The following is a 25497-nucleotide window of genomic DNA, read 5'->3' as shown; positions in this document are numbered from 1 at the left end:
AAAGGCAGTAATCTGGAAGATTACTTGAACTAAGCCTAGCACAAGTCAGCAACCGTTGATCTCCAGCAAGAAAAGGAGAAAATTGTAAAGGTACTTCAAAGCCACCTTGGCTTGAGGCCAGCCCAGGTGCGCATCTTCTCGTGGGCGATGATGCGCGGTATGTTCTTGGCCTCCTTCGGTCCGGGGTTCTTCATGTAGAAGGCGTTGACCTCGTAGACGGTTCCGAACTCCTTCCTGTCAACGGCAATCTTTCCGAGCCTGACGAGGTCAACGAGGAGGCCAGCCAGGGCCGGGCTGTCGTTTATCCTTCCGGTTATGACGAGCTCGTCGTGGGCGCCGTTGAAGGAGATGTACTCGATGTGCATCGCTATGAACTTCTTGTCGCCGAGGGGCTCAAGGAAGCCCGTCGGCTTTATGTAGTGCGGGGCGTTGTAGCCGAGCAGATCCTCGACAACGCTTGACTTCGTGAACTCCTTGCTCTTGTTCCTCTCCTTGTCGGTCAGTGCTAAGAAGTCCTGGTTTCCGCCAATGTTAAACTGGGCTATGTCGAGGACGTAGCGGTTCCTCTGGGCGAGGTGGCTGAGTATATCAGCTGTCAGCGGAGTAGCACCAGTAGCTCCGTCGTCACCGAAGATAACGAGGTTGCTCTCCTTGGCGAGCTCAACGAAGGCCGGGTCGTTGGCTATGAGGGTCGGGATGGCGTTTACGAAGGCCGCTCCTCCAACTTCCTTGGCGTATTTTGCCGCCGCGTAGACGTAGACCTGGGTAGCGGTGAGCCTGTCCTTCCTGTCCTCCTCGATTGCCTTCTCAAGCTCCTCCCTGCTCTCGAAGGGGACAAAGGCTTCGGTGGTGCAGACGTTGACGAAGACGTCGGGCTTGAGCTCCTTCCACTCGCTAACGAGGTGGTCAACGGCCTCCTTGAGGCTCATCTCGTCGTCGAGGCCAGTGGCTTCGAGCGGGAGGTTCCTCAGGCTTCCGAGGTGGACGCCCTTCCTAATGGTTATTCCCCTGAGGCTCTCCGGGGCTTCTGGGTCGTAGCCCTTAACCACCTCGTAGATGTCCCTCCCGACCTTTGCTTTATCAACGTCGTAGGAACCGACTATCTCTATGTCCTTGATCTTAATCGGTAGCTCGTCGGCAAGCGGAACGCCGTAGGGCTCCATCTTTCCAGCCTTTATCTTCTCAAGTCCGCTCGCGAATATACTTGCCACGTAGCCCTGTCCGAGTATGACTACCCTAACCATCTCCTATCACCTCCTTGTGTTGTTGTAGGATATTTTACACCAGTTAAATAGTTTTCGCTCACGAAACTTCTCTGGAGACAAAATAAAGGGTCAGCCCAACGCGGAGGTTGGAGAGGAGAGCGAGGGTGAGGAACAGCATTTTGATTGACATATCCAGGGGATAGAGCAGGAAGAGCATCGTGATGAATGCCCTCTCGTCCCTCTTACCGAGCAGTTTTCTGAGGGAAGGCACTTCGACGTAGGCATCCCTGCAGAAGGCCCCCTTAAAGCGCTCGGTTGAGTAGCTGACCATCACCGAGCCGAGGAGGGCGAAGAGAGCTATGAGGTACCACAAGGGCTCGCTAAGCGTTGAGTAAGCCAGAAGTGCCAGGAAAGTTCCGTCAACGTAGCGGTCTAGGATTGAGTCTATATAACCGCCCAGTCTGCTTGTCCTCAGCTGGGCCCTCGCCAGTTCGCCGTCAACACCATCTAAGATAGAGCTGAGCTGGTAGAGTATTCCCGCCAGCGGAAGGCTCACCAGGGTTAACAGGGCAGAGAAGATTCCGAGGGCAAATGTAAAAGCAGTCATTTGATTCGGCGTGACTTTATCAACGAGCAGGGCACTTATCTCGGTTGAGATTTTTCTGTTAAGGTACCTGCTAACGAATCCATCTCCTGTTCCCTTCACCGCGGTCTTCACAAGCATTTTTCTGGCCCGTTTGATGTCTTCCGGCGTGTCAACGTCCGTCCAGCCGAGGCCGTCAACGAAAGTTACCGGAAGCTTTGCCCTTTCAACGACCTCGCTGAGCGAATAATCGCCGTTCCTCTCGCGCTCCAGCTCTTCGGTTACCTCAAAGATGTCCTCATCAAGGACGAAGAAGCCCGTATCCACTGCGTCCCACTCTTTGATGCCCTTTCCTATCCTCTCGACGCGGCCGTTTCTCACTTTAACCTTCGTTGCCTCGCCAACGTCAACCCATCCAGGCCTTCTGTCCGCTATGAGGCCGTTTCCGTTGATTGCTTTCTCAAGAAAAGCCTCGCTGTAGACGTGGTCGCTCATCACAAGGACAAACTTCCCCGAAACCCTTCCCTTTGCCAAGTGAAGGGAGTGCCCGTTACCCTTTTCAGGCTCGGGATTGATGATAACCTCTGCCGGAAAACCGTGTTTCTCAAGGAACTCCCTGTAAAGCGGTGCGTAGCGGTCGTTGGTGACGAAAACGAAGCGCTCAACGCCGTTTCTCTGGAGAATGGCCATGGTGCGGTACAGAATCTCCCTTCCTGCAACTTTGACAAGTCCCTTGGGCTTCCCGCCCATCCTGGTCCCGAGGCCAGCTGCTAGTATTACTGCCGTCTCTGGCATCGGCATCACCTTTTTAATCCCTTATTAATCAAGAAGCCTAGAAGCGTCCGGATTTAAAATAACCTAAAGTTTTTAAAAATTTTTCGGGTGGAAAAAATGAGGGTTGCGGTACTCTACTCAGGTGGAAAGGACTCGAACTACGCCCTCTACTGGGCGCTGAAGCAGGGGTTTGAAGTCAGGTACCTTGTCAGCATGGTGAGCGAGAGCGACGAGAGCTACATGTATCACGTCCCAAACATCCACCTCACCGAGCTTCAGGCCAAAGCCATAGGAATCCCCCTCGTCAAGGGCTTTACAAGCGGTGAGAAGGAGAAAGAGGTTGAGGACATGAAGGCTGTCCTTGAGGGGCTTAAGATAGACGGCGTCGTCGCCGGCGCTTTGGCGAGCGAGTATCAGAAGAGGAGAGTTGACAGAGTGGCTGAGGAGCTTGGCTTGAAAAGCTTCGCCCCGGCCTGGCACCGCGACCCTATCGAGTACATGCGCGAGATTGTTGGAATCTTCGACATCGTGATGGTGGGAACGGCAGCCTACGGCCTCGACGAGAGCTGGCTCGGTAGGAAGATAGACGAGAGGGCTTTGGGGGAGCTGGTCAAGCTCAACGAGAAGTATGGGATTCATGTGGCCGGGGAAGGCGGGGAATTCGAGACCTTCGTGAGGGACGCGCCGTTCTTCAAGGCTAGGATAGTCTTCGACGAAGTGGAGAAGAAGTGGGACGGATGCAGTTACTCGGGCGTTCTGGATATTAAGAGGGCACATCTGGAACCAAAGTAAACACGCCTTGATTCTCGTTTTCCCTTTTGAACGGGTATGCCCACAAACTATTTTAGAACAAAACTCCATTTAATCCCGGTGATTCCCATGCTGGAAATCGATCTCTCTGGCAAGCTTGCCTTTACAACCGCCTCGAGCAGGGGCATAGGCTTCGGCGTCGCACGGGTTTTAGCCAAGGCCGGAGCCGACGTTATCCTCCTCTCTAGGAGTGAGGAGAACCTGAGGAAGGCGAGGGAGAAGATAAGGGCCGAGAGCGACGTGGAAGTTAACTACATCGTCGCCGACCTGACGAAGCGCGAAGACCTAGAGAGAACGGTGAAAGAGCTTGAGAGCATTGGCGAGCCGGACATCTTTTTCTTCTCCACCGGCGGGCCAAAGCCCGGCTACTTCATGGAGATGGACATGGCCGACTGGGAAAATGCCGTAAAGCTCCTCCTGTATCCAGCGGTCTATCTGACGAAGGCCCTCGTTCCAGCCATGGAGCGGAAGGGGTTCGGCAGGATAGTTTACTCCACGAGTGTTGCCATAAAGGAGCCTATTCCGAACATAGCCCTAAGCAACGTGGTCAGAATTTCGATGGCCGGCCTCGTGAGGACTCTGGCGAAGGAGCTCGGACCAAAGGGCATAACCGTGAACGGCATAATGCCGGGCATAATAAGAACTGACAGGATGATACAGCTGGCTAAGGATAGAGCTGAGAGGGAAGGGAAGACAGTTGAGGAAGCCCTTGCCGAGTACGCAAAGCCGATACCCCTCGGCCGCCTTGGGGAGCCGGAGGAGATAGGCTACCTCGTTGCATTTCTCGCGAGCGACCTCGGGAGCTACATAAACGGAGCAATGATCCCCGTCGATGGGGGCAGGCTCAACTCGGTGTTCTAAAGTTTTTCGCCTTTTCTTCGATTTTCGGAACCCTTAATATCCCTCCAAGACGAAACCTTCTAAGGTGATACCATGCCGATTATGAGGCTCTGGCACGGAAGGCTACCGAGGGAGAAGGGCGACGCCTACGAGCGCTTTCTGATAGAGAGGGCCGTTCCCGACTACAGCTCAGTCGATGATCTTCTAAAGCTCTACTTCACGAGGCGGGACGAGGAAAACGAGACCCACTTCCTTCTGGTGACCATCTGGGACTCGTGGGAGTCAATCAAGAAGTTCGCTGGTGAGAACCCCGAGCTGGCCAAATACTACCCCGAAGATGACGACTTCCTCCTCGAAAAGGAGAAGTACGTCCAGCACTACGAGATCTTCTACGAGAAGTGAAGGCTTTAATACTCCCCTTCCAACTTTTAGTCGGTGAGGTCCATGAGGCGATCCCAGTTCTGGGCGGGGTTAATTGCACCTTTAATTGCCTACTCGGGAATACTAACCGCGATATACGTCAACCGCTCCTGGTGGAGGCTTACCGACAACGCGATAAGCGACCTCGGAAAGGTCGGCCTCCAGCACAACTGGCTCCTCAACGTCCCACTGGTCCTTACGGCCGTCCTGGCCATTTACTACGCGGCGGGACTGCTTGAAAAGGCCAGAAACAAAGTAGAAAAAGTCGGGATATGGGTCCTGGTAGCGGGCTTCGTGTTTCTCGCCCTGATAGGAATCTTCCCTGAAGGGACTTCACCGCACTACTACGTCAGCTGGGGCTTCTTCCTCACGGCCGGCTTTGGGCTGCTCATAGCCGGGGTTGGCATGGGCATTGCAGGGGACAGAAAAATCCTCTACTTCACGGTGGCCCTCTTCGTCCTGGCTTGGATTCTCGCCATCTGGGCGATGAGGACCTTCAAAGGGGTCGCCATCCCCGAGTTCATCGGTGCCATTGCGATAACGGTCTGGCACTACGCCATACTCCTAAAGGTCAAGCCTGATCAATAGCCTCAGATTTCCTCAGCGTCCCACAGCACCAGCCCGTTTTCCTGTTTTTTCCGCTCCAGCGGTTCCCCAAGAAGTTCCTGAATAAAGACCTCTGCAACGAAGACCTCACCCTCAATGAGGTGTCCTCCGTAAAGCTTTCCATCCGGACTCCCGAGGGCGACGTGAATGTGGGCAAAAGGCTTTCCATCTTTCAGGCTTATGTTCCCGCTCAGGGAGACGAGCTCGTAGAGGCCGCTCAGCTCAATGACCTTGTATTCTCCAGCGGTTTTGTCGAAATAACCGATTTTTGGATTTCTTAGGCTCCCTATACCGCTGACCGTCCCGATAAGGACGTTCTGCCTCTCTGCGAAGCGGTTTATATAGGACAAAAGCTCTTCCCCTTCGGGGACCCTGAACATAAAACTCCTCCCCTTCGAGAACCTCATGCTGATCACCTAAACTCTAATAAGTGGGCCTTGATTTAACAGTTTGGGTGAAGAGAGTGGACACAAAAACAGCGATCATGAAAGTTCTTCCAGAGCTCGAGGAACTGAAAGAGGTTGATTTCTCAAAGTATTCCAGCCAGCACTTGGCCCTTGTAAAGGCCTTCGGAGAGAGCGGAAAGAGCGGACTGGCAGAATTTGAGGAGTTCATTAGGGAGAAGGGACTCGACGAGTCAACCGCTGGCAACTTCTTAATCTCACTCTTCCAGTACCTTCTAATCCGCTACCGCCGCTATGGGGAGTATTCCGTCGTCAAACCAGCAATCAAAGTGTTCCTAACCCTAAAGGGATGGCTCAACGAAAAGGGTTTCGAGAATGAGTGGAGACTCCTTCTCCACAACTTCGTAGGTTACCTTGTGGACATGGCGACAAAGATCGAGGAAAGGGAGGACTGTGAAACCGCGTTGTCGTATCTGACCGTTGTTTACAGACTGACCAAAGAGGCCAGTGAAAACTTCACCGAAGAGTACTTCAGAAGGCTTTTAGAGACAGTCGAGGAGAAACTGGACTCCCTCCGCGAAAGTTGTGGAAAAATAGGCCATAAGTTCAAAAAGGACGCTCAGGGCTGTTAAGACCTCTCCAGGGCTACTTCAGCATAGCTCCTCGGATCTTCCCATACCTTAACCCTTATCTTTCTCACGTTGTTTCCGGCTTTCTCGGCTATTTTTTCCGCGAACCACTCGGCTATGTATTCAGCTGTAACGTTCGGCTTGTTGAGAACGACCGCTTCGTTCTCAGGGAGCTCTATCCTCTTCCCGTTCTTCTCGATGACGAGCTTTCCGTTTCCTCTCTCTGCCACCCAGTTCTCACTCACAAGGATCCTGTGGTCGAGGAGCTTCACGAGGTTACTTAGGTGGTTGAAGTCAAAGATCATACCGTTCTCGTTCAGCTCACCCCATATCTCCACGTCAACGTTGTAAGTGTGGCCGTGGATCCTGAGGCACTTGCTCTCGTAGGGCAGGGCAAGAAAGTGAGAGCTGTCGAAGTCCTTGTGCCAGCCTATCTTCCTCTCGCTTACTTTGAAGGCCATCTTTCCCACCAGGGGGACTTGGGCCAGGCCATTATAACTCTTGCTGGACAAAAATGGTTCAGCAGGTAACGTGGAATATTGCCAAAATTCTTTTCTTCCCGCTATCTTCGTTGAAAACCTTCACCGCTTCGCCAGTTGGGAGTTCTATGACTTCCTTCCCCTCAACCAGCTTTCTGCTATCCGGAAGGAGTGAGAGCTTCCCGTACATGCCTGTTCCGACTAGCAGCAAGTCGAAATCCTCGGTCAGGTATTCCCTTAGCTCCTCGGGATCAAGTCTATGACTGGTACCGTGTTTCTCTTTGCTTATCCACTTCTTCCGCCTCTCAACTCTCCCGCTCGGATAAACCACAATATCGTGATCGTAGACATTTCCATCAACGGTTATCCTGCCAAAGGAAGGATATTCAATCTTCATAAATTGATCACCATGACATGTCTTGAATAACCCTCAAGAAGATTTTCCAATCTGGTTATATCTTCGTGAGATAGTTCTATCGGTAAAGACAACACGTAAGTCTCAATTTCGTTGGGGTATAGAACTGGAATTGTAGATCTTCCCTCAACTATTCCGGCTCCAGCAAACACCACCAAGGGTTTCACGAAATAATTTTCGCCGAGATTCTTCCATAAAAACCTAGAGAGCACTGCAGCGTTTCTTTTTGCAATCTTTGATATACTCCTTATTTCGTGCCTTCCCGATGGAGTTTCTGAATACCACGCGTCACCTGATACAAAATATATTCCAGTGTATGCTTTTGTTTCAATGGCAAATATACCCTGCTCGCATATTAAGACATGGTCAATGTTTGCTCTTCGACCTGGTAGGACTATATCAGAGAGCAATATACCCTTTATCCTCTCTGAATGGGAAAGGGCCTCTATTACGTAGTATTCTCCTTCGAAACCTGTCCCCCATTGGTATGCCATCCTTCCGGCGTACCTCCATGCTCCAAAAAGTAAAACTGACCCCAAAAGGAACAGGGGATTCACAATAAAACTAAGGATTGTTGTGACTATCCCGCTCCAAAAAAAGAGGGTGGCAAGTTTTTTCCACAGAATTGCCTCCTCGGCAGTATGTATCAACCGACTCACCTCAATTCCAATGCGTCGTGGAGTATCTTTCCATGATCAAAGGCCAGGGGAAGCTTCAGAGCTTCATCCACAGGAAATACAAAGACTTCCCTGGCATCGTCACCGGCCTTCAGTTCCCCTTCCCCGATGCACAGGAAGGCTACAGTAACGGTGTGCCCCCTGGGATCCCTGTTGGGTTTTGAGTAAACCCCAACCAGCTTAATCGGTCTAACGTTCAAACCTGTCTCCTCTCTGGCCTCCCGTACAACCGCCTGCTCCACGGTTTCCCCGTACTCCACGAAGCCTCCAGGGAGGGCATAGTGATCCTTGAAGGGCTCGTTCTTCCGCCTAATGAGAACGATGCCATTGTTGTAGATTATGACGGCATCAACGGTAAGACCAACACAGCGGTGAAGCTCTGCTTTGAGGCCGTGTTCTTCAGCAAGCCGTTTAACCTCCTCAGCGAAGGACCCTATCTCGGCACCATCCGGTGCCTTGACAACCAGGAGGTGCCTTTCCATATCAATCACCTCGGGGAAGTCCCTTCTCATCACCGTTCAGCGTGCTGACGTCTCCTCATCGGCGTACTAATTAAGTTTTGGACTTTATACCCTTTTCACCTCAACCTCCATGGCAAGTTCATTGACTTCACCCAGGGCAAAATCCACGCTTCTCCTCTCCAGGAAGAGCGCCGTAAAGGCAACTGCTCTCTTCAGTGACTGGATAAAAGGACAGCTAAGATAGAACCCAGTAAAAGAACCCAGGAAAACGTCTCCCGCTCCAGTCGATTCGTCCACTTTTCTGGGGAGCGGGCGGAAGGAATGTTCTCTGCCCCGCAAGAAAGCCCGTCCCACCCCGGGACCATTGGAAATCAGGAGAACCTCCACATCCGCGGGGGAGAAGTTCTTGAGGTAATTGAACTCCATAGCGTCTGAGTGCAGTATTGAGAGTCCTTTAAAGACCGAACCATCAACGGGCGTATAACTGACCGGTCCGGGATTCGGCAAGCGTATGAATCCCTGCAAATCGGCAGCCACAAGAGAAAAGCGCTCCTTTGCAAGGGCAACTACATCGGGGGAAATCTCGGAGGCAACCGGGTTCAGCAGCACGGCATCGTAATGCTTTGAGGGCAATGTTTCCAGTGAGGAAGCCCTGTCGAGGAGTTTAAGCCTTCTGGTGTTCCCGTCCAAGTATGTAAGCTCGTAAGTTGTTGTAGAATCCGAAGGAACGACTCTAAGCTTCCCTATTGATTCCAGCTGGTTCACCCATTCCTCCGGCAGATCGGCAAAGGAAGTCAGTATCTCAACGTCACAGAACCTGGAGAGGGCAAGGGCGGAGTAGTAGGCACCACCACCAAGCCGTTCAAGGGTCTTTCCTCCTTTTCTAATAACGTCTCTGACGACGTGACCTGCAACCAGGCACTTCATATTCACCACCGCTCAGGCACGGGTCCAGTTCATCAACTTTCAGCCGGGGAGACCTCGAAATCATCATCGCGGTTGGAGGGGAAAGTTATAAACGTGACCCGCCGCTATCTGGGAGAGATTAAACGGAACTCAGTCAAAGCCGGGTTTTCTTACCTTCACCACTTCTCTGTTCACGAGCGTCGGCGGAACCTCGCCGTTCTTGAATGCTATGAGGTTTTTAGCGACAAGCTCAGCCATTCCTTCCTTGGCCCCGTAGGTCGCGCTTCCTATGTGAGGCGCTAAAACCACATTCTTCAGCTTGAAGAGCTCCTCGTTGTAGTAGGGCTCCTCCTCGAAGACATCTAAGCCAGCACCGGCGAGACAGTTACCCTTCAGGGCTTTTACTAGTGCCTCGGTATCCACTACCTTTCCACGCGCTATGTTCACCAGAATCGCGGTCGGTTTCATGAGCTTAAGCCTCTCCTCGTTTATCATGTGGTAGGTCTCATTCGTGAGTGGAACCGCTAAGACCACGAAGTCACTCTCCCTAAGCAACTCCTCCAGCGACCTGAACTCCGCGCCAAGCTCCTTCTCAACTTCGGGCTTTCTTGTGCGGGAGTTGTAGAGTATTCTCATGCCGAAGCCCTTTGCCCTCCTCGCTATGGCCTGTCCTATCCTCCCAAAGCCGACTATTCCGATAGTTTTACCGTAGACATCGTAGCCAAGGAACATTAACGGATGCCATGCAACACCGCGCCTCTTCCACTCTCCGGAGCGGACGAATTTGTCCGCTTCGATAAGTCTTCTAGCAGTAGCTAGGAGAAGCGTCCAAGCGAAGTCGGCCGTGGCGTTCGTGAGTACGTCCGGTGTGTTGGTGACGTAGATTCCGCGCTTTGTTGCCTCTTCAACGTCTATGTTGTCGTAGCCGACGGCGTAGTTAGCAACGATTCTAAGCCTTGGCGCGCTGTCAAAGACTTCTTTATTAACCCTCTCACTGAGCATTGTAACCAGAGCTTCAGCGTCCCGGACCTTTTCGAGGAAGAGCTCCTTCGGTATTTCATGCTCCTCCTCCCAGACCTCGACCTCGAAGTGTTCCCTGAGGAGTTTTATACCGTTTTCTGGAATCCTGCGTGTTATGAAAACTTTCGGTCTCATCTCACTCACCGGAGAAAAGTAGAAACGAAAATTTAAGGGTTATCACTCAGTCGAAGTCCCATATCGTTCTTCCCTCGTAGAAGAGCATGACGTAGCCGCAGTTCTTGCAGATGACTATCTTGACTTTGTGGGCCGTAAAGCCCCACTTGCTGTCGAGCTTGCCCTCCTCGACCTGAAACTCAGTGCTTCCGCAGAGGGGACACACCAGCTGACGCTTCTCCATAGTTACCACCATGTTTAGTAGGATTCAAACTATAAAAGCTTTTTGCCGGGAAAGTTTCTTAAAAACCTCACCCAAGCTGGATACATGAGCCTGAAAGGTAGGATTGCAGGCATAGGCGACGACGGCCTCGGCGTGATTAAAGTTAACGGGAAAAGGTTCTACGTCCCGTTTGCCTATCCAGGCGATGTTGTGAGAATCAGGAAGGCAAAGCGTCGTTTTGGCAGGAAAATCGCGCTCGATTTTGAGCTTGTTGAGTTGTCCCATCTGAGGCAGACCCCTCGGTGTTCCCACTTCGGAACCTGCGGCGGCTGTCTCTGGCAGGGACTGAAGTACAAGGAGCAGCTCCAACTCAAGAGGGAGCTTTTTGAGAGGATTACCAGGATAAGCGCGCCGATCAAAGGCTCGCCTAAGATCTGGGGCTTCAGAAACGTCAGCAACTTCATCGTGACCAGCGAAGGAATAGGTCTCAAGGAGTATGGGAACCCTGTGGGCATCGCCGACCTGAGAGAATGTCCCGTCTTCTCAAAGAGAACACCGGAATACCTCCACTCTCTCCGCGAATTCCTTAATGAAACCCATCTCAAGCCCTGGGATCTGAAGGAGAAAACCGGTGAAGTTCACTACCTCCAGGTGAAGGAGGGCAAGTTCACGGGCGAGGTTATGGTTAATCTTGTAGCCCACCTGAAGCCTTCGGAAGTGGTTCTGGAGGCTTTCAAGGGCCACTTCTCCTTCGCAAATTCGCTTTACTGGAGCCTGAAGAGCGATACAAGGGACGACCCACGCGGTGAAGCGGGACTTATAGCGGGAGAACCCTTCATACGCGAGCGTATTGAGGAAGTCGTCTACCTGATACATCCTAATTCCTTCTTCCAGACGAACAGCTATGCCTTGCCGCTCCTCCTTAAGGCCGTTGAAGGATTCACCGAAGGCGAGAGGGTTCTAGACCTCTACTCCGGCGTCGGCACCTTCGGCGTCTGGCTCGCGAAGAAGGGGTTCAAAGTTGAAGGTGTCGAGCTGAATCCCTTCGCAGTGGAGATGGCAAACAGAAACGCCGAGCTCAACGGTGTTGATGCCACCTTTAAGGTTGGAAATGCTGAGGAGACGCCCATTGGGGACTACGATACCGTAATCGTCGACCCGCCGAGGAAGGGGCTGAAGGATGCGGCCGAGATTCTCGTGAAAGGCGGCGTTGAGAATGTCGTTTACGTCTCCTGCAATCCCAAAGCGTTTAAACTCGACTACGAGAAGCATTTGGAGAATGCATACCGCGTTGAAAACGCCGTTCTTATCGATATGTTTCCGCACACGCCGCACGTGGAGGCTGTGGTTGAGCTCGTGAGGAAAGACTAAGGGCCCAGTAGGTATCGCCTCCGCAACTTTTAAATAGTTGAAACGCAAGTATTATACTCATGAGTAGACAAAAGTTCATTGACAGGAAACGCGAAATGGAGTTCCTTGAGAGGGCATACAAGAGCGAGAGAGCGGAGTTCCTCGTGATCTACGGCAGGAGGAGAATAGGCAAGACCGAACTGCTGCTGCACTTCGCCAGGGATAAGCCTCACGTCTACTTCCTGGCAACGGAGAGGCCCTACCGCGACAACCTGAGGGAGCTTCAAAGACTTTTGGCGGAATTCCTGGAGGATGAGCTCTTCGGGAAGGTGACCTTCGAGGACATAGACGAACTCCTCATGGCGTTTGCCGAAAGGATTGGGGACAAGAGGGTAGTCCTGATAATCGACGAGTTTCCCCTGCTGGTTGAACATCACCGTCCAGTCCTTTCACTCCTCCAGAAGGCGTGGGATTTGAAGCTGTCCCGGACGAAAATAATGCTCGTCCTCTGCGGTTCAAGCGTCTCGGCAATGGAGAGCGAGGTTCTAGCCTACAGAAGTCCACTTTACGGAAGGAGAACAGGGCAGTGGCAGTTGACCGAAATCCCGTTCTTCCACATCGGGGAGTTCCTGCCGGACTACACCATCGACGACCTCATAAAGACCTGGGGGATTGTTGGCGGAATCCCGGCGTATCTGCTCCAGTTCGATCCGAAAAAGACCTTCGACGAGAACGTGGTTGAAAACGTTCTCTCAAAGGGCGCCTTCCTCTACGAGGAGGCGGAGTTCCTGCTTAGGGAAGAACTCCGCGAACCTGCCAACTACTTCGCCATACTCCAGGCCATAGCAAGCGGAAGGAGCAGGTTCGGGGAGATTGTGAGCTCCACGGGACTTGACAAGAGTCTCGTGTCGAAGTACCTGTCAGTTCTCCAGAGGCTCAGAATAGTGGAAAGGGAAGTCCCAGTTACCGCAACCATCAAAGAAGCGAGAAAGAGGGGGCTGTACTCGATAAGTGATAACTACTTTGCCTTCTGGTTCCGGTATGTACTGCCGAACAAGGGCTATCTAGAGGCGGGCCTCGCCGAGGAGGTCTGGGAACGCTCGAAGGGCGACTTTAACACTTACATGGGTTCCGTCTTCGAGAAGCTCATTGGGAACCAGGAGGTCTTCTTAAGGCTCACCGGCTTCCGCTTCACCAAGCTCGGCCGCTGGTGGCACAAGAGCGAAGAGATTGATTTGGTGGCTTTGAACGAGAGGGAGAAGAAGGCTCTCTTCGTTGAGGCCAAGTGGAAAGAGCCCAGCGAAAGGGAGGCAAGAGGGGTTTTAAGGGACTCGGAGAGAAAGGCTGGGCTTGTTGGACTCGAGGACTGGAAGAAAAGTTATGGGCTGGTTGCCAAGAAGGTTGAGGGAAAGGAAGGGCTGAGGGAGGAGGGGTTTTTGGTCTGGGATTTGGCTGACTTCGAAAGGCTTATCTCCTCCAAAGGTGAAGTTTAGCGGGTGGTGGCGTTGTCGCTCTTGCCATTGGCCGGGATGCTCATCTTCGGGAGGAAAAAAGAAGAGGACTTCAGGGAAATATACCGGCGGCTGGCCAGGAAGTACGGGCTGACGGTGGAACAGGTGGAAAAAATAGGGCGGCTCATTGTAGAGATGACCAAAAACCTGCCAGAACTTGTCGCAAACGCGGACCCAAAAAAGGACGTTCGAAGGATGTACAAGATCCTGGATATAGAACGTCTACCGGACGAGGAAGGCAGAAAGTATATATAAAGAGCATAGCAAAGCATGATCACCACAAGAAAGGAGTGGGCGCGACACATCCAGACGCAATAAAAATCCACGTCGTCCACCCCTTCCTGGCGCTCACGTTGTCACACCTAGCAAAGAGCACGTCAAAACACGTGGGACATGCGGTTGGAGACGCACTAGATATGCTTATTGTTGAGGGCCATGAGTTTGAAAAACTAAGGAGTAACCCAGAAATGCTCGCAGAGTTGATTATTCAATCCGCGAAGGACAGGGGAATCCCTGTAAAGGAGGAGGATAAAGACAAGCTAGTGACTGCGTTTAAGAAAGCGGCAAAAATAGTTGACAAAATGGTGGCAGACACCTCCGAAGAGCGACTTGACGCACTGTATCAGGCATTGGCTGAAGAAACGGAAGACCCCCTGTACATCCTCAAAAGAAATGGCATCGACATTGAGCCGGAACTTGAGGAGTTCAGGCAGTTCTTGGCGGAGATCAGCGGGAAGAAAGCAAAGCCAAAACCCCGCGAAGGTGAAACCACCTCGCCGTTGAGTGCCGAGGCCCGCGAGCTCCTCGGCGTGCTGAGGGGCTTAAAGTATGCGCGCTATTCCAAGGAGGCCGTTGAGGAGGCGAGGAAGGAGCTTGAGAAAAAGGCTGAGGCCCTCCTTGAGAGGCCGGAGGAAAACCTCAAACTCCTTGGATTGTACTTCGCAGTCATGGCCCTCATGGAAAAGGGAAAGTTTGAGGAGGCGGAGAGGCTTTTAGAGGGCCTTAAGGGAGGCATGGGCTAACCTCAAACCGCCTTCCAGAACGGATCCTGCTTCGCCTTCACCTTCGCCGTCATCTTGAGGGCCTTTATGTCGGTCTCCTCCAGCTCGTCTCTGAGCTGTTTGGCAAGGATGATGACGTCGTTCTTGCTGAGGTCAACGTAGAGGGTCTCACCGGGGTGGATGTGCCTGCCGACTATCGCTCCTTCGATTGCTATGGCAACAGCGTCGCCTTTCTTCGCCTCCTGCACGAAGTCGTTCTTGTTCTTGATGGACTTAATCACGCCGACTTTCTCGCCGGTTTCTTTGATGAGCGTGACTCCCGGCCTTATCCTGCCCTCAAGGACTTCGACGCCGACTATGGCCGGCTTGCTCCTCCTGAAGACGTAGCGCTCGTCCGGGTAGAGGCGAATAACGCCCGGGAAGGTAACGTTCTTCAAAAGCTCGCGCTTCCGCTTTTCTTCCTCGGCCTTGACCCACGCCTCGTAGTCCTCGATGAGCTTGTAGATGATGTTGCCAACGAAGATTGGAACGCCCTTGGCCTTTGCCACTTCCTCGGCGTCCTCATTCACCTTCACGTTGAAGCCGAGGACAACGCCGTACTTCGGCTCCTCCTCCTTAACGCTTAAGGCCTCCATTACGTCTGTTTTGCTGACGTTTCCAACATCGGCCTTCCTTATCGGGATTCCCTTCTCCTGGAGCTCCTTGCTTAGGGCCTCAAGGCTTCCGAGGGTGTCAGCCTTGACTATGACGCCGAGCTTCCCGGTGTTTATGACGACGCTCTGTATCTGGCTCAGGATTTCCTGCTTGGCCCTCTCTATTTCCTCTTCCGAGCGTGCTGCTATCACCGGCGAACCTGCTAAAGCTTCCTCAAGGCCGGGAGCGGCTATCTTAACACCAGCCGCGGCCGTAACCTCGTCAACCTGATCAAAGCGGAAGCGCGGGTCCCTGATCTCGTCGAGGGGCTTGGGCTTGAGAAGGGCACGGATTTTGGTAACTATCGCCTTGTCCTTTCCGCCAACCACTATCGTGTCGTCCTTTCTGAGTGTTCCATCGTAGATTATGACGTCTATGGTTGTGCCGAGGCCAAGCTCCTCCCTAACTTCAAGTATCGTTCCCCTCGCCGGCCCCTCGACCTCTATCTTGAGCTTCTCCTCAAGGTACTTCTGGGAAAGGCCAGCTATGAGGACGAGCAGTTCCGGAACGCCTATTCCATACTTGGCCGAGATTGGGACTATGGCAAGCTCACGCGTGAAGTTCTGGACGCGGTCAAAGCGGTTTGCCTGGAAGCCCATCTCGTAGAACTTCCCTATAAGCTCCCAGAGCTTTGTTTCTAACTCCTGCACAGCCCTCTGATCCTGCTTCTTGATGTTCACCAAGAACGGCTCGTCCTCCTCAACGACCCAGCCCTTTATCCTGTCTATCTTGTTGGCCGCAACTATGAAGGGCGTTCTGTACCTCCTCAGGATTTCGATGCTCTCTATGGTCTGCGGCTGGAAGCCCTCGTTGATATCAACGACGAGGACAGCTAGATCCGCTAAACTTCCTCCCCTTGCGCGCAAGCTGGTAAATGCCTCGTGGCCCGGTGTGTCTATGAAGAGCAAACCGGGGAGCTTTATCTCGCCCTTCCAGAGCTTGATGAGCGGCCCAGCAAGCTGTTTAACGACATCTATTGGAACCTCGGTCGCACCTATGTGCTGGGTGATTCCGCCCGCTTCCTTTCCGGCGACGTTCGTGTGCCTTATGCGGTCGAGAAGTGTCGTGTTGTGAACGAGTATTCCGTTGGCCACGAAATTGTGGGTCTCGGTTGTTAAATCGTAGACGTAGCCGTCGTATTCCTCTTCCTCAATCGCCTCGACCGGGATGAAAACGAAGTTCTCGGCTATGTTGCGGAGGTATTCCACATCGCTGGAGTCGAACTCCCTGTTGCGCCAGACCTCAAGAAGCTCCCTGCCGAGCTCCGTCAATTTTCCATCCTTGATCAGGCCGTCCTTTTCAAGGGCCTTTAGGTAGTTGTAATCCCCTGAGCGCCCCTCAAGGACCGCCAGCTTATGGAGTAGTGTTGGTGAGCCTTTCTCTATAGCATCGAGTATTTTCATCAGCGTCTCGTAGCTGGGAGCCTGGCTTCCCTCATATTTGCTGTAGAATGGAACGAAGGTGTTGAGCTCTGTCCTTGTAAACCCGAAGAGCAGTCTAAGCCTCCTGAGTTCCTCAAAGACTGGATACGGCTCGCTCTTTTTGCTCTTCTCTATGACGCGCTTAAGCCTCTCAGCCTTCTCCCTTACCGTGAAGCCGATGTGCTCTTCAAAGGTTATAAGGTTCCTCCTGCCGGAGATTACCAGTGTGGTGTACTCCGAGCGGTATATCTTGGAAACGATGCCGTAGCGAAGGAGAACGAGCGAGAGGTCCTCGATGAACTCCCTGGAGGCACTGGTCACTTCGATTCTTGCATCCTTCAGGCTCACGTAGCCATCGGCGTCAAAGTAGCCCCTCAGGAACTCGGCGGTGTATTCCTTCGGTGCCATGAAGAGGATGTTGGGAACCTTTATCCTGTGGGCCTTCTTCTCCTCTGGAAACTCGAAGAGGTGCCTGAGAAGGCGCAGAAGGGCGTTTTTGCCCTTCCTTATCTCTATCTCCCACGAGGTTTTCCTTCTGACGCGCCTAAGCTCGACTCCGAGGGCTTCAAGCTTCCTAAGCCTCTCAAAGACTTCAGCGTCGTTGTTCGCTATCTTCTCCTGGCTTCCGTCACCGAACATAACCCCTGCAAAGTAGAAGAGGGCCTTCCATTCCTCATCAGTCTTGGGGAGCTTCACGTAGTGTAGCGGCTTTCCCGAGCGGTGGAGCCTGGGGGTAAAGGCCACTCTCTCAACGTGTTTCCAGCCAATCCTTTCAATATCTTCAGCGCGGAAGACGTTTTTCTTCACTTTGTACGCTTTTTCTCCCTTGAACAGTTCTTTAGCCTTCTTCAGGCCCTCTTCGTCGAGCTTTGCTATGAGCAATTCGTTTGAAACCTTTGAGAACACGTAGGAAAGAAAGACATTTCTATCCTCGTTCCCATGGATGAACCTTGGGACGGCAACGTAGTCTCCGGGCCTGAGCTGGTCAGCTCTCACCCACCCCCTCGTTGTGAGGAAGGGATGTTCGGGGGTTACGCCGACGCTGTGCCAGTTTTTAAGCCTAACCCTCACGATTTTGCCCCTGTGCCTCACCCTCCAGACGTACGGGCTTTTGAGAAGGGCCAGCCTTCCGTCGCTAACGGCGCCTATTATCCTCTCCCCGAAGAACCTTACCTCCTTCTCCTCGTCCTTTTCAACGACGCCTTTACCCCTCTCAAAGAGGTCTTTAAGTGTTACAATTCCAGTGCTTGGGAGCACTACCTTCTCCTCTGGAAGGAGGCACTTGCCGTGGTCAACATGTCCGAGGACAGCGATGATTGGCTGTCTAATTCTCTTAGTCATTTTCCTCACCTCTGACCCTAACTCCGGCGGGGGCTTTTAAAGGGTTCGGCATGCCAAGTGACTCAGAAGAAAAATCGACATAAAAAGATAGGAAGAAAACGTCTAGCGCTCCAGACAGTTCGTGCTGTCCATGTATTCCTTCTTTGCCCTTGCGTGGGTGTGGTAGAACCAGTCAGCGGCCTTACAGTACTCGAAAAGCTCTTCCGGCTTGAAGTAGAGGTTTATCTCCCTCTCTGCACTCTCAGGGCTGTCCGAGGCGTGGATGACGTTGTAGATTGCATCGCCAACGTCGAGGCCGTAGTCGCCGCGTATGCTTCCCGGTTCGGCGTCCTTTGGGTCAGTTGCTCCCGCCATTTTCCTGACGACGCTTATCGCGTATCTGCCCTCGACGACCATGACGACGCTCGGGGCCTTGGTTATGTAGTCGATGAGAGGCTCGAAGAAGGGCTTGCCCCTGTGCTCCTCGTAGTGCTTCTCGGCAAGCTCTCTGTCAATCCATATCATTTTCATTCCGACAATCTTAAGCCCGCGCTTCTCAAACCGGGAGATTATTTCCCCAATCAGTCCGCGAACAACGGCGTCGGGCTTCAGAATAACGAGGGTTCTTTCAATCTGCTTATCAGCCATCGGCAACACCTGAGTTAGTCTGAGCGGAATTTAAAAAAGGTTTAGGTAGGGTGTCTCATAGGGGTTTAGTTTAACTTATAGGTTGCTTTTATCGCTATTAATATTTCCGGAGTTGCATAAGAAGATTTAAAGAAGGAAGAATGAAAAGTGGGCCTCTATTCACTATGCCTTATTTATCCTATTTTCAAAAGCCAATTAACTGAAACTGAACCGTCATAGTGATATAATAGACCCAATATCGATCTATCACGGAACCTGGCCCACAATTCAACCTGAAATATTGTATGCCATTCACCATCGTGGAGTGCCCCCTCATCCACAGCTCCCTCGGAATATCCATTGAACGCAATCGTGTGATGGGATGCATCTTCGTTATAGGGTATATCAAAATCCCACACGGCCTTGGGGTTAAGGGCATCACCATAAACCTTGTATCCATCAACGTCGATGGTGTAAGAAACGCCTGGGGAGGGGCCAAAGTTTAAGGTGAGTGTATCATGACCCCCAATAATACCTGCGGGATACATAGGTCCAAGTCTACCATTGAGTTCTGGATCTATTCCCCAGTTGTGGATTATCTTAAAGTCGTTTGTAAAATAACGGCCGTAGCTATCGATGGCTGTTCCCGGTGTCACACGATATACGCCGACACTGTTGGAGCTACCACCGTAGGGAGTTATCATGAACCGTTCTTCTTTGGGATCATTGTCATTCCAGAGCCCCCAAACATAAAACATTCCATAAAGTCTCCCGTAGGGTTTATAATCAAGAGACATCTCAACTCTGCCGAAGTTGTGCCAGTATGGTGAACTTTCACCGCTGTAAACTTTTACGTTACCGTTGCTGTCAACTATTTTAACCTCCCATCCTTTCGGAACACCAACTTTCTCCTTGGGGATTACGTCGGGCTTGAACTCAGGTGCCTTTTTACCCCACTCTAAAAGCTCACTCCTGATTTTGTCGGGCAGTATTGGAGCTCCATTTCTTGTTGCAGTGACTAGAATATTCACCCTTCCATCTTTCGTTACTTTAATTCCATATCCTGATATAACCGCGCCTTCAGGAAGCTCTGGAATTGCATATGCATGCAACTTGGCGTTTGGAGCACTCTTCTCAAGGAGCTTTGGAATTGTTTCCTTCAGGAACTGAGCGCTTATGGGCAGACCATTCTTGGGATAGAGAAGGTAGGTGGTGTAGTTCTCTCCAGGTATTCTCTGTATTGTCGGGGCACTATACTGGACGCTCCCGTTCATTGGATACGCTGAAACAACAAAAAGACTCCCAACCAAAACTCCAAGTATGAACCATACCACTTTCTGTCGCATCCGACCTCCCCAACAGGATTGTCAATTGGAACTAACTGGTTTTTAGTATTTAAGTGTTTCGTTCTCTCAAAACTAAGGATTCAAAGAAGTGTACATTGAACCAAAATTACTAAAGAAAAAAGAAATCAATCTCTCCTAGCCCTCTGCAGTCTAGCTTCCTGGAAGGCCTTGGTCCACTTGAGCTTTCTCGGGTTCCTGCCCATGAAGTAGAGCTTCTCGCACTTGCCGGAGCAGAAGAACAGGACTCTGCCGTCGTTCCTGACGAACATTTTTCCTGTTCCTGGCTCGAACTCCTTTCCGCAGTAGGAGCAGACGTTCCAGCGGGCCATCTTTACCTCCTCCTCTTGATTTCTCTGGCCTCACGCTCGGTTTCTCTGAGGATGACTATGTCGCCAACGCGGACCGGGCCTTTAACGTTCCTCCTTATGACCCTGCCCTTGTCGCGCCCCTCAAGGACCCTAACCTTGACCTGAGTAACGCCACCGGTGACGCCAGTTCTTCCAACGATCTCTATTACCTCAGCGGGGAAGCCTTCGTCGCTCATATCTCACACCCCTAAATTCAAAACTCTCCACGCAGAGATGAACTTAAACCTTTCCGTGAGCATAAGGAAGGAAAAGGAGCTCACTTCATGAGCTCCTTGACCTTCATGGCAATGTCCTCAACGAGCTCGCGGGCCTTACCCGGCTCGATTATGGCAACGCTGGCAGCTGCAACCTCAAGCCCGGCAGCAGCGCCGAGTTCCTTCTTGCTCGGGACGTAGATGTAAGGGATCTCCTTCTCCTCGCACAGCGGCGGGAGGTGGGCAACTATCTCCTCGGGGTCAACGTCCTCAGCGATTACAACGAGCTTGGCCTGGCCCCTCTCGACGGCCTTGGTGGTCTCGTTCGTGCCCTTCCTTATCCTACCGGTGTCCCTGGCTATCTCAACGGCCTCAAGGGCCTTCTCAGCAAGCTCCTGGGGAACCTCAAACTTCACGTAGCTCGGCTTCGCCATCCTTCATCCCTCCGAAACCTCATCGTTCATCCGGTTGTCAAGTTAGGAAAGCGGATTCCGTTTTTAAACCTTTCCTTTTTAGTGATCCTTCATAATCTCTCTTAGTACGCTGGTGGCGTAAACACCCTTGGGGAGGAAAAAGCGGAAGCACATGCCCTCCTCCGGGACGTAGCCATAGGTCAGCCCGAGGGGTCTTATCAAAAGCTCTCTTCTTCCCCCTGGTTCCCTCATTGGCTTCGGGAGCCTCTTAAAGTCCTCGAGTGAAATGCCTTCAGCCTCAAGGATCTCCCCTTCGAGTCTCCCGGGAAGTCCTTTCGCCCTTCTCATTGCAAACCCGAATACCGGGCCCGAGACCATGGCTCTATTTTTTCTTATTTTCTCATTAACAAAACCAGCGTTTGTCTCGGTTACGCGGTAGGTTCTGTCGCGGTATGGAATGCCGCCTTTTACCTGAACTACGATGTCGCCGACTAAGGCCTCGTTGAGTGGCAACCCCTCCTCAATGCGCCTCGAAATGTATAGGTTGAAGAGATAGCTCTGGTAAGAGTGAATGAAGATACGCATTATCGGGAGCGGTAGAGAAAGGAAGGCCCTCTTCCAGCTCCCCGTTTCTTTGTATCTGTAGAGCAGAGTTCTCTCGTACCTCAGGAAGTTCGGGAACTCCTCCAGTGCCTTGTCAACGTCTCCAGTCTCCCAGAAACGCCTTCTTGCCTCATCCCCTTCCATTCCACCTTCGTGGGCGCCGAGGAAGAGCCTTGCCGCCCCTTCAAAGTCCCCCTGAAGGAGTAGCTTTCCAATGAGGTGGTTGGTAACGCGCCTCTCCCCGAAGCGCTGGTAGCCGAAGTAGTTGGGAAAACCTCCTTTTTCCCTGAGTTCCTTTACTATCTCCTTAGTTCTCCCAAAAGCCTTTTCATCGACGTCGCGGACGATTATCCTGAAGTGGTTGCCGAGGAGATGACCAAGCTTGATGAACCTCCCGTAGGAAACGAACCTCAACTTGATGTCCCTTATTTGAACGCCTTCAACTTTCTCCTTGGCTTGAGCGGGCACACTTATGTACTGGTAGGTCACGGCGTGCCGATCCTTTGTTCCGGCGAAGCCGATATCGCTGTGCCTTATCCCTGCCCGCTTGGCTATCTCCTTCACGGCAGCCATGGTTTCCCAGTTGCGCTTTTTGAGGAGGAATATGGCATACTTTCTCCCTTCAAACACCTGAGGAAGCGGTTCCTCAACTACCACAAAGTCCTCGGGGAAAACCTTAATCCTGCCACCAATCCCGGGCTTCTCACTCAGATAGCGGAACTGAGAAAAGAACTCGTGGTAGTCCATGATTCACACCAGCTTCAGATGTCCGGTGACCTTGTCCACAATCTCCTCTGGGCCGGGTCCTATCGCAAGGACAGTAATGGTCCCGGGTGGAATCTCAGTTAGCCCGGCGTCCCGTATCAGGGCCGTTGGGAGACCAAGTTTTTCTGCCTCTGCCTTAAGCTTGAAGAGTTCTTCAAGGTTCTCCGCCTTAACAACGACCTTCTTCTGCCCCTCGTGGAACCAGGCCTTGAACCATTCCGGCTTCTCTTTCTGGGCCTTAATGGCGGCTGTAACCGCGCCGTGGGCAACTTGGACCGCGAACTTGCCCTTGCTGAGCTTTAGGTCCTTTCTAGACACTATAACCTGCTTGAACCTGAACGTCACAGCCCAACCCCCCAAGAATTTTAGTAAGGCCTTTAAAAATTTTAAAAAAGAGATCAGAGCCTGAAACCTTCCTCAGGTGGGAGGTTCTCTTTCACCTTCTCGAGTCTCAGTTCCCTTACCAGGCTCTCAAGTTCGTCCCTGCTCCACTTTTTGGGCAATCCGCCCGTCTTGTACTTTCTCTTCCTGAGGAGAAGCCTTCTGAAGGTCTTGACCTCCCGGTAGTAGCCCACTGCAAGGTACGCGAGGATCAGGAGAAGTAGAAGGAGCACAACCACTGAAGCCTCCAGGTATTTAATGGTTCTCTCAAGGGATTTAATGGTCTTCTCGGTCTCTAGGTAAGGAGATATAACAGCATAAACGCTTTCGGCTATCTTTTTGGGGTTCTTAGAATTCTCGAGAGTGTTCTCAAGTACCTCGGGAACCTGTTCTTCGGTTGGAATTACTGGAACCTTCTTGACGACTATCCTCGGTGGGGTCGAATCAACTATCAAGGCCGTGCCGAGCTCTAAATCATGGCTGTTTCCCAGGGGATCCTTGTAGTGGAGAACGGCCCCAATTGGGTATATTCCCTCACCGTTTATTTTTATCTCGACGGCCTTGTCCGCGGACTGACCGGCTTTTATGGTGCCAAAGTAAACTTTCTCAACCCCGGTTATTTCCTCGGGGTACTTCAGCTCAACGCTGACGTTCTTAGCGAATTCAAAGTTTGGATCTCCGGTGGCGGCGGAAACGGTTATGAAAATGTAAGCTAAAGAACCATTTTTGGACACCACGTACTTTTGAGGAACGTTTATCCGGCTCGAGTTTGTTCCTCCAATGCTGACGGTGAGTCTTGGAGAAGTGTAAGCCTTTATCGTAAGGGGCTCGCTAACGGTTGTAACCTTGGACAGGGATTCATTGTAGTAGGTAACCCTTACTGAAACGTTAAACTCACCGGGCCTTGTGGGGGTCAGAAGGAACACCACCGGGGAAGCTGAACTGTATCCGGACAGCGTTTCAATTGTCCTGCTTCCCGAAGTTCCGGCCAACTTCAATCCCGGTATTGAGGGCATTTCGATGGTCACGTTTCTTATCTCACCCGGCCCGAGGTTTTCCACGTTCACTTTTACCGGTACAACCTGCCCAACAACGGCATCCGGAACCGTTGTGTTCAGGTAAACCCTTACCTTCGGCGGGTTCTTTGGGGGGTTAATAAGCACGCCGTTCTGGGAATAGACGTCTATGTAGGCCACTTTATCATCTGCCCTAAGCGACTTGAGAGAGACAGCAAGATTGATGTGAGGAATGTCCTTAAATTCTCCAGGGGAAAGGGTCAGATCAGTTGACACATTAATTGAGACAACCCTAAGAATCAATGAAGTAGAGGTAACGTCCTTCACAGTGAGAGTTATGACCTCCGCTGCCGTACCGACTTTGAGAACCTGCCCTTTAAGGACGTAGCCGGAGTATATGAGCTTTAAAGAACCTATTTCTTCAGCCCCCTGAGTATATCCAGCGGTTCCGTATACAGAGAGGACGAGTAGAAATACAGTCAAAGCCATTAGAGGCTTTTTCATCTTCTTCCACCTCCAGGTACTGTTTCAAGAAACCTATGGGTAAAAATGGTATAAAGAGGTTTTGGTCATGGCGTCAGCCTTCTCCTGTCCCTCGGGAACAGGATGACCTCACGGATGTTCGCCAGGTTAAGCATTTGCTTTATTAGCCTCTCTGCACCGAGACCAAAACCGCCGTGTGGGGGCATGCCGTAGCGGAAGGCCTTGAGGTAGAACTCGAAGCTCTCTGGGTTCAACCCCTTCTCTTTAATCTGCTCCACCAGAACGTCGTGCCTGTGCTCCCTCTGGCCGCCGGAGGTTATCTCCACCCCACGGTACTCGAGGTCGAAGGCGCGGCAGATTTCGGGCCTGTCGTCGTATTTCATGATATAGAACGGCTTCGCCTCGCTGGGATACTGATAGAGGAAGTAGAGCGGCGCGTTCTCGTTCTCCAGCATGTACTTTCCGAGGAGCTTCTCTCCCTCGGTGTCTATGTCCTCTCCCCACGGGATTTCTTTGCCGAGGTCGGAGAGGATTTCAAGGGCTTTGTCGTAGCTCACGCGCGGGAAGGGCAGTTTGGGCTCCTCAAGCTCGAAGTTCAGGATTTCAAGTTCTTTTGCGTTGTGCTCGCGGACGTAGTTGATTGTATAAGCTACCAGCCTCTCGAGGAGGTTCATTACTTCTTTCTCGTTCTCGATGAAGGCCATCTCCGCGTCGATGCTCCAGGCCTCGTTCAAATGTCTGGTCGTGTTGTGCTCCTCAGCCCTGAAAATCGGCGCTATCTCGTAGACCCTGTCCAGGCCGGAAGCCATCATAATCTGCTTGTAGAGCTGAGGACTCTGAGCCAAGAAGGCGTCCTTCTCGAAGTACTTCATCGGGAAGAGCTCGGTTCCGCCCTCGGTAGCCGTTGCTATGATCTTGGGCGTGTGTATTTCTATGAAGCCTTCGTTGTGGAAGAAGTCCCTAACCGCTTTGAAGACACTCGAGCGTATCTTGAATATCGCCATTACCTCAGGCCTTCTCAGATCCATGAAGCGGTTGTCCAAGCGGGTGTCGAGTTCTGCTTTGACCTTCCCGGTGGGGTCGAGCGGGAGCGGGCTTTCCGCCCTGTTGAGTATTTCGAGCTTCTCGGGGAGGATTTCAAAGCCGAGCTTGGCCTTTGGCGTGAAGTTGACGATACCTTCAACCGCCACAACGTCCTCGCTGTTGAGCTTTGGGATGAGCTTAAATATTTCCGGATCGACCTTCTTCTTTGGGGCCGTTATTTGGACTATGCCCTCCCTGTCCCTTATCCAGAGGAACTTTATTCCGCCCAAATCCTTGATCTCCCATACCCAGCCAGCCACTCTAACACGCTGGCCGTTGAGTTCCTCGGTAATCTCGTTAGAGTAGTGCGTTCTGTACATGGTCATCCCCCAGAAGGAGTTGGGACAAGCTTTTAA

The 25497-nt window shown here is 52.0% G+C and carries 29 protein-coding genes; 9 read left to right on the top strand and 20 right to left on the bottom strand.

All coding sequences use genetic code 11. The annotated features are described in order from the left end of the window. Positions 1 to 95: 95 nt before the first annotated feature. Both A3K92_RS01920 and A3K92_RS01915 read right to left on the bottom strand, forming a co-directional pair. Positions 96 to 1244: an inositol-3-phosphate synthase gene (locus tag A3K92_RS01920; RefSeq protein ID WP_088884663.1), complete on the bottom strand. Its 1149-nt coding sequence runs from the start codon at positions 1242 to 1244 to the stop codon at positions 96 to 98. Between the two features lie 58 nt (positions 1245 to 1302). Continuing rightward, positions 1303 to 2589, bottom strand: a complete 1287-nt coding sequence (locus tag A3K92_RS01915; protein ID WP_232460888.1) for a bifunctional L-myo-inositol-1-phosphate cytidylyltransferase/CDP-L-myo-inositol myo-inositolphosphotransferase — start codon at positions 2587 to 2589, stop codon at positions 1303 to 1305. Positions 2590 to 2679: 90 nt separating this feature from the next. Here A3K92_RS01915 and A3K92_RS01910 point away from each other — a divergent pair, with 90 nt between their 5' ends. The 4 genes from A3K92_RS01910 to A3K92_RS01895 all read left to right on the top strand — a co-directional run bounded on the left by A3K92_RS01910 (position 2680) and on the right by A3K92_RS01895 (position 5220). Then, positions 2680 to 3354 (top strand): diphthine--ammonia ligase, encoded by a 675-nt coding sequence (locus A3K92_RS01910; RefSeq protein WP_088884661.1) that lies wholly within the window; start codon positions 2680 to 2682, stop codon positions 3352 to 3354. 87 nt (positions 3355 to 3441) lie between these two features. Continuing rightward, positions 3442 to 4233: an SDR family oxidoreductase gene (locus A3K92_RS01905; RefSeq protein ID WP_088884660.1), complete on the top strand. Its 792-nt coding sequence runs from the start codon at positions 3442 to 3444 to the stop codon at positions 4231 to 4233. 72 nt (positions 4234 to 4305) lie between these two features. After that, positions 4306 to 4614, top strand: coding sequence for an antibiotic biosynthesis monooxygenase (locus A3K92_RS01900; RefSeq protein WP_088884659.1), 309 nt, complete (start codon positions 4306 to 4308; stop codon positions 4612 to 4614). Positions 4615 to 4656: 42 nt separating this feature from the next. Then, the gene (locus tag A3K92_RS01895) at positions 4657 to 5220 is read left to right on the top strand and encodes a DUF998 domain-containing protein (protein WP_088884658.1); all 564 of its coding nucleotides are present in this window, start codon (positions 4657 to 4659) and stop codon (positions 5218 to 5220) included. A 2-nt stretch (positions 5221 to 5222) separates the two neighbouring features. Here the strand turns inward: A3K92_RS01895 and A3K92_RS01890 are convergent, their stop codons facing one another. Continuing rightward, entirely contained in the window at positions 5223 to 5645 is a 423-nt protein-coding gene (locus tag A3K92_RS01890) for a PPC domain-containing DNA-binding protein (protein WP_088884657.1), read from the bottom strand. 47 nt (positions 5646 to 5692) lie between these two features. On the opposite strand from A3K92_RS01890, the gene A3K92_RS01885 reads away from it, so the two are divergent. Continuing rightward, positions 5693 to 6274 (top strand): hypothetical protein, encoded by a 582-nt coding sequence (locus tag A3K92_RS01885; protein WP_232460887.1) that lies wholly within the window; start codon positions 5693 to 5695, stop codon positions 6272 to 6274. On the opposite strand, the gene A3K92_RS01880 is transcribed toward A3K92_RS01885, so the two are convergent. The 7 genes from A3K92_RS01880 to A3K92_RS09375 all read right to left on the bottom strand — a co-directional run bounded on the left by A3K92_RS01880 (position 6271) and on the right by A3K92_RS09375 (position 10596). Further along, the gene (locus tag A3K92_RS01880; RefSeq protein WP_088884656.1) at positions 6271 to 6732 is read right to left on the bottom strand and encodes a 6-pyruvoyl trahydropterin synthase family protein; all 462 of its coding nucleotides are present in this window, start codon (positions 6730 to 6732) and stop codon (positions 6271 to 6273) included. The two genes, A3K92_RS01885 and A3K92_RS01880, sit on opposite strands and share 4 nt — an antisense overlap. A gap of 58 nt (positions 6733 to 6790) precedes the next feature. Further along, entirely contained in the window at positions 6791 to 7147 is a 357-nt protein-coding gene (locus A3K92_RS01875; RefSeq protein ID WP_088884655.1) for an Mth938-like domain-containing protein, read from the bottom strand. Then, positions 7144 to 7815 (bottom strand): nuclease-related domain-containing protein, encoded by a 672-nt coding sequence (locus A3K92_RS01870; protein WP_088884654.1) that lies wholly within the window; start codon positions 7813 to 7815, stop codon positions 7144 to 7146. Before A3K92_RS01870 ends, A3K92_RS01875 begins: the two co-directional genes overlap by 4 nt. A gap of 5 nt (positions 7816 to 7820) precedes the next feature. Continuing rightward, positions 7821 to 8324 carry an NUDIX domain-containing protein gene (locus tag A3K92_RS01865; RefSeq protein WP_088884653.1) on the bottom strand — a complete coding sequence of 168 codons (504 nt, stop codon included), beginning with the start codon at positions 8322 to 8324 and terminating at the stop codon, positions 7821 to 7823. 84 nt (positions 8325 to 8408) lie between these two features. Further along, positions 8409 to 9230 carry a carbohydrate kinase family protein gene (locus tag A3K92_RS01860; RefSeq protein WP_088884652.1) on the bottom strand — a complete coding sequence of 274 codons (822 nt, stop codon included), beginning with the start codon at positions 9228 to 9230 and terminating at the stop codon, positions 8409 to 8411. A gap of 129 nt (positions 9231 to 9359) precedes the next feature. After that, on the bottom strand, positions 9360 to 10364 hold the full coding sequence (gene gyaR / locus A3K92_RS01855) for a glyoxylate reductase (RefSeq protein WP_088884651.1): 1005 nt from the start codon (positions 10362 to 10364) through the stop codon (positions 9360 to 9362). Between the two features lie 46 nt (positions 10365 to 10410). Then, a complete protein-coding gene (locus A3K92_RS09375) occupies positions 10411 to 10596 on the bottom strand; it encodes a hypothetical protein (protein WP_157722405.1) in 186 nt (61 codons plus the stop codon). Between the two features lie 75 nt (positions 10597 to 10671). On the opposite strand from A3K92_RS09375, the gene rlmD reads away from it, so the two are divergent. The 4 genes from rlmD to A3K92_RS01835 are packed head-to-tail and all read left to right on the top strand — an operon-like array spanning position 10672 to position 14449. Further along, entirely contained in the window at positions 10672 to 11937 is a 1266-nt protein-coding gene (rlmD, locus tag A3K92_RS01850) for a 23S rRNA (uracil(1939)-C(5))-methyltransferase RlmD (RefSeq protein WP_088884650.1), read from the top strand. Positions 11938 to 11996: 59 nt separating this feature from the next. Further along, positions 11997 to 13409: an ATP-binding protein gene (locus A3K92_RS01845; protein ID WP_088884649.1), complete on the top strand. Its 1413-nt coding sequence runs from the start codon at positions 11997 to 11999 to the stop codon at positions 13407 to 13409. 3 nt (positions 13410 to 13412) lie between these two features. Continuing rightward, on the top strand, positions 13413 to 13682 hold the full coding sequence (locus tag A3K92_RS01840) for a hypothetical protein (protein WP_157722404.1): 270 nt from the start codon (positions 13413 to 13415) through the stop codon (positions 13680 to 13682). A 35-nt stretch (positions 13683 to 13717) separates the two neighbouring features. Beyond that, positions 13718 to 14449 (top strand): hypothetical protein, encoded by a 732-nt coding sequence (locus A3K92_RS01835; RefSeq protein WP_157722403.1) that lies wholly within the window; start codon positions 13718 to 13720, stop codon positions 14447 to 14449. Between the two features lie 2 nt (positions 14450 to 14451). On the opposite strand, the gene infB is transcribed toward A3K92_RS01835, so the two are convergent. The 10 genes from infB to aspS all read right to left on the bottom strand — a co-directional run bounded on the left by infB (position 14452) and on the right by aspS (position 25461). Further along, positions 14452 to 17883 carry an intein-containing translation initiation factor aIF-2 gene (infB, locus tag A3K92_RS01830; RefSeq protein ID WP_088884646.1) on the bottom strand — a complete coding sequence of 1144 codons (3432 nt, stop codon included), beginning with the start codon at positions 17881 to 17883 and terminating at the stop codon, positions 14452 to 14454. Positions 17884 to 17985: 102 nt separating this feature from the next. Further along, positions 17986 to 18510: a nucleoside-diphosphate kinase gene (ndk, locus tag A3K92_RS01825; RefSeq protein WP_088884645.1), complete on the bottom strand. Its 525-nt coding sequence runs from the start codon at positions 18508 to 18510 to the stop codon at positions 17986 to 17988. Between the two features lie 173 nt (positions 18511 to 18683). Beyond that, on the bottom strand, positions 18684 to 19835 hold the full coding sequence (locus A3K92_RS01820; protein ID WP_088884644.1) for a hypothetical protein: 1152 nt from the start codon (positions 19833 to 19835) through the stop codon (positions 18684 to 18686). Between the two features lie 125 nt (positions 19836 to 19960). Continuing rightward, entirely contained in the window at positions 19961 to 20164 is a 204-nt protein-coding gene (locus A3K92_RS01815; RefSeq protein WP_088884643.1) for a 50S ribosomal protein L24e, read from the bottom strand. 2 nt (positions 20165 to 20166) lie between these two features. After that, positions 20167 to 20379, bottom strand: a complete 213-nt coding sequence (locus A3K92_RS01810) for a 30S ribosomal protein S28e (RefSeq protein ID WP_088884642.1) — start codon at positions 20377 to 20379, stop codon at positions 20167 to 20169. A gap of 80 nt (positions 20380 to 20459) precedes the next feature. Next, the gene (rpl7ae, locus tag A3K92_RS01805; protein ID WP_088884641.1) at positions 20460 to 20831 is read right to left on the bottom strand and encodes a 50S ribosomal protein L7Ae; all 372 of its coding nucleotides are present in this window, start codon (positions 20829 to 20831) and stop codon (positions 20460 to 20462) included. Between the two features lie 78 nt (positions 20832 to 20909). Beyond that, complete coding sequence (truD, locus tag A3K92_RS01800; RefSeq protein ID WP_088884640.1) at positions 20910 to 22160, bottom strand: tRNA pseudouridine(13) synthase TruD; 1251 nt, start codon at positions 22158 to 22160, stop codon at positions 20910 to 20912. A 3-nt stretch (positions 22161 to 22163) separates the two neighbouring features. Continuing rightward, on the bottom strand, positions 22164 to 22523 hold the full coding sequence (gene pth2 / locus A3K92_RS01795) for a peptidyl-tRNA hydrolase Pth2 (protein WP_088884639.1): 360 nt from the start codon (positions 22521 to 22523) through the stop codon (positions 22164 to 22166). A 53-nt stretch (positions 22524 to 22576) separates the two neighbouring features. Next, complete coding sequence (locus A3K92_RS01790) at positions 22577 to 24079, bottom strand: COG1361 family protein (RefSeq protein ID WP_088884638.1); 1503 nt, start codon at positions 24077 to 24079, stop codon at positions 22577 to 22579. 65 nt (positions 24080 to 24144) lie between these two features. Next, positions 24145 to 25461 carry an aspartate--tRNA(Asn) ligase gene (aspS, locus tag A3K92_RS01785; protein ID WP_088884637.1) on the bottom strand — a complete coding sequence of 439 codons (1317 nt, stop codon included), beginning with the start codon at positions 25459 to 25461 and terminating at the stop codon, positions 24145 to 24147. Positions 25462 to 25497 lie beyond the last annotated feature (36 nt).

The organism is Thermococcus gorgonarius (assembly GCF_002214385.1).
In the GTDB taxonomy this organism is placed as follows: domain Archaea; phylum Methanobacteriota_B; class Thermococci; order Thermococcales; family Thermococcaceae; genus Thermococcus; species Thermococcus gorgonarius.
The sequence above is the reverse complement of the archived record's forward strand: the minus strand, read 5'-3'. Positions and strand labels throughout refer to the sequence as shown.

Bases quoted from the DNA above. Each gene is read 5' to 3' on its own strand.
- A3K92_RS01920 (WP_088884663.1), bottom strand. From the start codon at position 1,244: ATGGTTAGGGTAGTCATACTCGGACAGGGCTACGTGGCAAGTATATTC.
- A3K92_RS01915 (WP_232460888.1), bottom strand. From the start codon at position 2,589: ATGCCGATGCCAGAGACGGCAGTAATACTAGCAGCTGGCCTCGGGACC.
- A3K92_RS01910 (WP_088884661.1), top strand. From the start codon at position 2,680: ATGAGGGTTGCGGTACTCTACTCAGGTGGAAAGGACTCGAACTACGCC.
- A3K92_RS01905 (WP_088884660.1), top strand. From the start codon at position 3,442: ATGCTGGAAATCGATCTCTCTGGCAAGCTTGCCTTTACAACCGCCTCG.
- A3K92_RS01900 (WP_088884659.1), top strand. From the start codon at position 4,306: ATGCCGATTATGAGGCTCTGGCACGGAAGGCTACCGAGGGAGAAGGGC.
- A3K92_RS01895 (WP_088884658.1), top strand. From the start codon at position 4,657: ATGAGGCGATCCCAGTTCTGGGCGGGGTTAATTGCACCTTTAATTGCC.
- A3K92_RS01890 (WP_088884657.1), bottom strand. From the start codon at position 5,645: ATGAGGTTCTCGAAGGGGAGGAGTTTTATGTTCAGGGTCCCCGAAGGG.
- A3K92_RS01880 (WP_088884656.1), bottom strand. From the start codon at position 6,732: ATGGCCTTCAAAGTAAGCGAGAGGAAGATAGGCTGGCACAAGGACTTC.
- A3K92_RS01875 (WP_088884655.1), bottom strand. From the start codon at position 7,147: ATGAAGATTGAATATCCTTCCTTTGGCAGGATAACCGTTGATGGAAAT.
- A3K92_RS01865 (WP_088884653.1), bottom strand. From the start codon at position 8,324: ATGGAAAGGCACCTCCTGGTTGTCAAGGCACCGGATGGTGCCGAGATA.
- A3K92_RS01860 (WP_088884652.1), bottom strand. From the start codon at position 9,230: ATGAAGTGCCTGGTTGCAGGTCACGTCGTCAGAGACGTTATTAGAAAA.
- gyaR (WP_088884651.1), bottom strand. From the start codon at position 10,364: ATGAGACCGAAAGTTTTCATAACACGCAGGATTCCAGAAAACGGTATA.
- rlmD (WP_088884650.1), top strand. From the start codon at position 10,672: ATGAGCCTGAAAGGTAGGATTGCAGGCATAGGCGACGACGGCCTCGGC.
- A3K92_RS01845 (WP_088884649.1), top strand. From the start codon at position 11,997: ATGAGTAGACAAAAGTTCATTGACAGGAAACGCGAAATGGAGTTCCTT.
- infB (WP_088884646.1), bottom strand. From the start codon at position 17,883: ATGACTAAGAGAATTAGACAGCCAATCATCGCTGTCCTCGGACATGTT.
- ndk (WP_088884645.1), bottom strand. From the start codon at position 18,510: ATGGCTGATAAGCAGATTGAAAGAACCCTCGTTATTCTGAAGCCCGAC.
- A3K92_RS01820 (WP_088884644.1), bottom strand. From the start codon at position 19,835: ATGCGACAGAAAGTGGTATGGTTCATACTTGGAGTTTTGGTTGGGAGT.
- A3K92_RS01815 (WP_088884643.1), bottom strand. From the start codon at position 20,164: ATGGCCCGCTGGAACGTCTGCTCCTACTGCGGAAAGGAGTTCGAGCCA.
- A3K92_RS01810 (WP_088884642.1), bottom strand. From the start codon at position 20,379: ATGAGCGACGAAGGCTTCCCCGCTGAGGTAATAGAGATCGTTGGAAGA.
- rpl7ae (WP_088884641.1), bottom strand. From the start codon at position 20,831: ATGGCGAAGCCGAGCTACGTGAAGTTTGAGGTTCCCCAGGAGCTTGCT.
- truD (WP_088884640.1), bottom strand. From the start codon at position 22,160: ATGGACTACCACGAGTTCTTTTCTCAGTTCCGCTATCTGAGTGAGAAG.
- A3K92_RS01790 (WP_088884638.1), bottom strand. From the start codon at position 24,079: ATGAAAAAGCCTCTAATGGCTTTGACTGTATTTCTACTCGTCCTCTCT.
- aspS (WP_088884637.1), bottom strand. From the start codon at position 25,461: ATGTACAGAACGCACTACTCTAACGAGATTACCGAGGAACTCAACGGC.